This is a genomic window from Jatrophihabitans lederbergiae (assembly GCF_031845305.1).
GTDB lineage: Bacteria > Actinomycetota > Actinomycetes > Mycobacteriales > Jatrophihabitantaceae > Jatrophihabitans_A > Jatrophihabitans_A lederbergiae.
In genome coordinates, this window is the sequence record NZ_JAVREH010000126.1 from 1 (window position 1) to 3,015 (window position 3,015).

General features: G+C 64.2%; 3 protein-coding genes. All 3 read left to right on the forward strand.

Features of this window, described 5'->3' with window-relative positions:
* Positions 1-9 precede the first annotated feature (9 nt).
* The 3 genes from RM423_RS24350 to RM423_RS24360 are packed head-to-tail and all read left to right on the forward strand — an operon-like array spanning position 10 to position 3,010.
* Positions 10-1,185 (forward strand): nucleotide sugar dehydrogenase, encoded by a 1,176-nt coding sequence (locus RM423_RS24350; RefSeq protein ID WP_396327872.1) that lies wholly within the window; start codon positions 10-12, stop codon positions 1,183-1,185.
* Entirely contained in the window at positions 1,182-1,958 is a 777-nt protein-coding gene (locus RM423_RS24355) for a glycosyltransferase family 2 protein (protein ID WP_311425628.1), read from the forward strand. The genes RM423_RS24350 and RM423_RS24355 overlap by 4 nt, the downstream gene beginning before the upstream one ends.
* A gap of 41 nt (positions 1,959-1,999) precedes the next feature.
* Positions 2,000-3,010 (forward strand): NAD-dependent epimerase/dehydratase family protein, encoded by a 1,011-nt coding sequence (locus RM423_RS24360; RefSeq protein WP_396327873.1) that lies wholly within the window; start codon positions 2,000-2,002, stop codon positions 3,008-3,010.
* Positions 3,011-3,015: the final 5 nt, after the last annotated feature.

The window sequence follows — 3,015 nt, forward strand, 5'->3', positions numbered from 1 at the left end:
GACTTCGACGTGGTTGTGGTTGGTGGGGGTGGGCATGTTGGTTTGCCGTTGGCGATCGCGTTTGCTGATCGGGGTCTGCGGGTGGCGATTTTTGATGTGAATGAGCTGGCGGTGAAGACGATCCTGGCTGGTGAGTTGCCGTTTCGTGAGGATGGTGCGGCGCAGGTGCTGCGTCGGGTGTTGGCGGCTGGGCGGTTGGAGGCGAGCGTCGACCGGAGTGTGGTGAGTCGGGGTGAGCACATTGTGGTGGTGATCGGTACGCCGGTGGATGAGCACCTCAACCCGGATCCGCATGCGGTGCCGCGGGCGTTGGATGAGTGTAAGGAGTATTTCCGTTCGGGTCAGTTGCTGGTGTTGCGTAGCACCGTCTATCCCGGGGTGACCCGGCGGGTGGAGAAGCTGCTGGGCGGGCAGGGTGTGGATGTGGAGGTCGCGTTCTGCCCGGAGCGGATCGCTGAGGGCAAGGCGATGCAGGAGCTGTTCACGCTGCCCCAGATCGTGTCCGCGCGCACCCCGCAGGTCCGCCAGCGCGCCGCGGCACTGTTTCACACGTTGACCGACACCGTCGTGGAGCTGAGCCCGGAGGAGGCGGAGCTGGCGAAGTTGTTCACCAACACCTGGCGTTACATCAAGTTCGCCGCGGCGAACCAGTTCTATGTGATGGCCAATGACCAGGGCCTGGACTTCGACCGGATCCGTAACGCTCTGGCGTTGGACTATCCGCGGGCCGCGGACCTGCCCGGTGCCGGTTTCGCGGCGGGGCCGTGCCTGTTCAAGGACACCATGCAGCTGGCGGCGTTCACCGACAACTCCTTCGTGCTGGGACATTCGGCGATGCTGGTCAACGAGGGGCTGCCGCTGTATCTGGTCTCCAAACTCGAGGCGAAGTATGACCTGGCCAACCTGCGGGTCGGGATCCTGGGCATGGCGTTCAAGGGTGAGAGCGATGACATCCGCTCCAGCCTGTCCTACAAACTCAAACGGATCCTGGAGTTCCGGGCCAAGTCCGTCCTGTGCACCGACCCCTACGTCACGGTGGATCAGAACCTCGAGCCGCTGGAGCACGTACTCGCCAACTCCGACCTGCTGATCATCGGCGCACCCCACCAGCAGTACCGCTCCCTGCAACCAGGCGTGCCGGTCGCCGACGTGTGGAACCTCCTCGGCCAAGGCACCGTCGTATGAGTGTGGCGGTGTCGGTGGTGATTCCGGCCTACAACGAGGGGTCGGGGATCGTGGCGGTGCTGGACCGGATCGTCGACGCGGTGGAGTCAGAGTTCGAGATCCTGGTCGTGGTCGACTTCCCAGCCGACACCACCGTGCCCGTCCTGCAGGCATACTCCGCCCGTGAGCCGCGGTTGCGGACCCTGATCAGCAGCTACGGCCGGGGACCGGCGAACGCGATCCGGTTCGGCATCGACCAGGTGAAGAACCCGGTCGTCGTCGTCACCATGGCTGATGGCAGCGATGACCCGCGCCAGATCGACGCCCTGGCCCGCCTCGTCGAGCGGGGGGTGGTGGTCGCCGCAGCCTCGCGGTACTGCGCGGGCGGTCAGCAGGTCGGCGGGGCGTGGTTGAAGACGTTGCTCTCACGCACCGCCGGCCGGTCCTTGGGTGTGTTCGGCCGGGTCGGTACCCGCGACGCCACGAACAGCTTCAAGGCCTACTCCACCGGGTTCATTCGCGAGGTCGGCATCGACAGCCGCAGCGGGTTCGAGATCGGCCTGGAACTGACCGCCAAGGCCCGCCGGCTACGCCGGCCGGTGGCCGAGGTGCCCACCATCTGGCTCGACCGCACCATGGGATCATCGAACTTCCAACTCGCGGCGTGGATCCCCCGCTACCTGCGCTGGTACCGCTTCGCGTTCGGCCCGGCGCTGAGCACCGAACAGGTCACCCGGGCCGCGGCCGGTATCGCCGAACAGAACAACAAACCCACCAGAAAGCAGACACCGTGAACACCCAACACCCACAGCAGGCAGGCGCACAGCAGAAGGTCATGGTCTCGGGCTCGGCCGGGTTCATTGGCGGCTACGTCGTCGAGGAGCTGCTGGCCCGCGGTTACGCGGTGCTCGGCATCGACAACTACTCCAAGTACGGCCCCGTCGTGAAGTCCTATGACCAGCACCCCGACTACACCTTCATCCAGGGCGACGCCCGGGATGTGGAGCTGATGACCAAACTCCTGATGGACTGTGACCACTTCATCGCCGGGGCGGCCCTGATCGGGGGCATCTCCTACTTCCACGCCTACGCCTATGACCTGCTCGCCACCAACGAACGGATCATGGCCTCCCAATGTGACGCCGCGATCACCGCCCACACCAACGGCAGCCTGAAAAAGGTCACCTACCTCTCCTCCTCGATGGTGTTCGAGTCGGCCGAGCACTGGCCCTCCACAGAGGGCGACGAACGCAAGATCCCACCACCGCTGTCCTCCTACGGCTTCCAGAAGTTGGCGGTGGAGTACTTCGCCAAAGCCGCCTGGGACCAATACCAACTGCCCTACACCATCATCCGCCCCTTCAACTGCGTCGGCATCGGCGAGGGCCGCGCCCTCGGCGACGTCGAGATCGCCTCGGGCAACGTCACACTCGCCATGAGCCACGTCGTCCCCGACCTCGTCCAGAAGATCGTCAAGGGCCAGGACCCACTACACATCCTCGGTCAGGGCAACCAGATCCGGCACTACACCTACGGCGGCGACCTCGCCAAAGGAATCATCGAATGCATGGCCTCCGACGCCGCCCACAACAACGACTTCAACATCTCCACCCCCGAAAGCACCAGCGTCCGTGAGTTGGCCGAAGTGATCTGGAAAAAAATCAAAGGCGACACCCCCCTCAACCTCATCCACGACCAAGCCTACGAATACGACGTCCAAAAACGCGTACCCGACATCCAAAAAGCCAAGAACATCCTCGGCATCCAATGCAACACCACCCTCGACACCATGCTCGACGAAGTCATCCCCTGGGTCACCCAAGCCATCAACGACGGCCGCCTATAACAGGG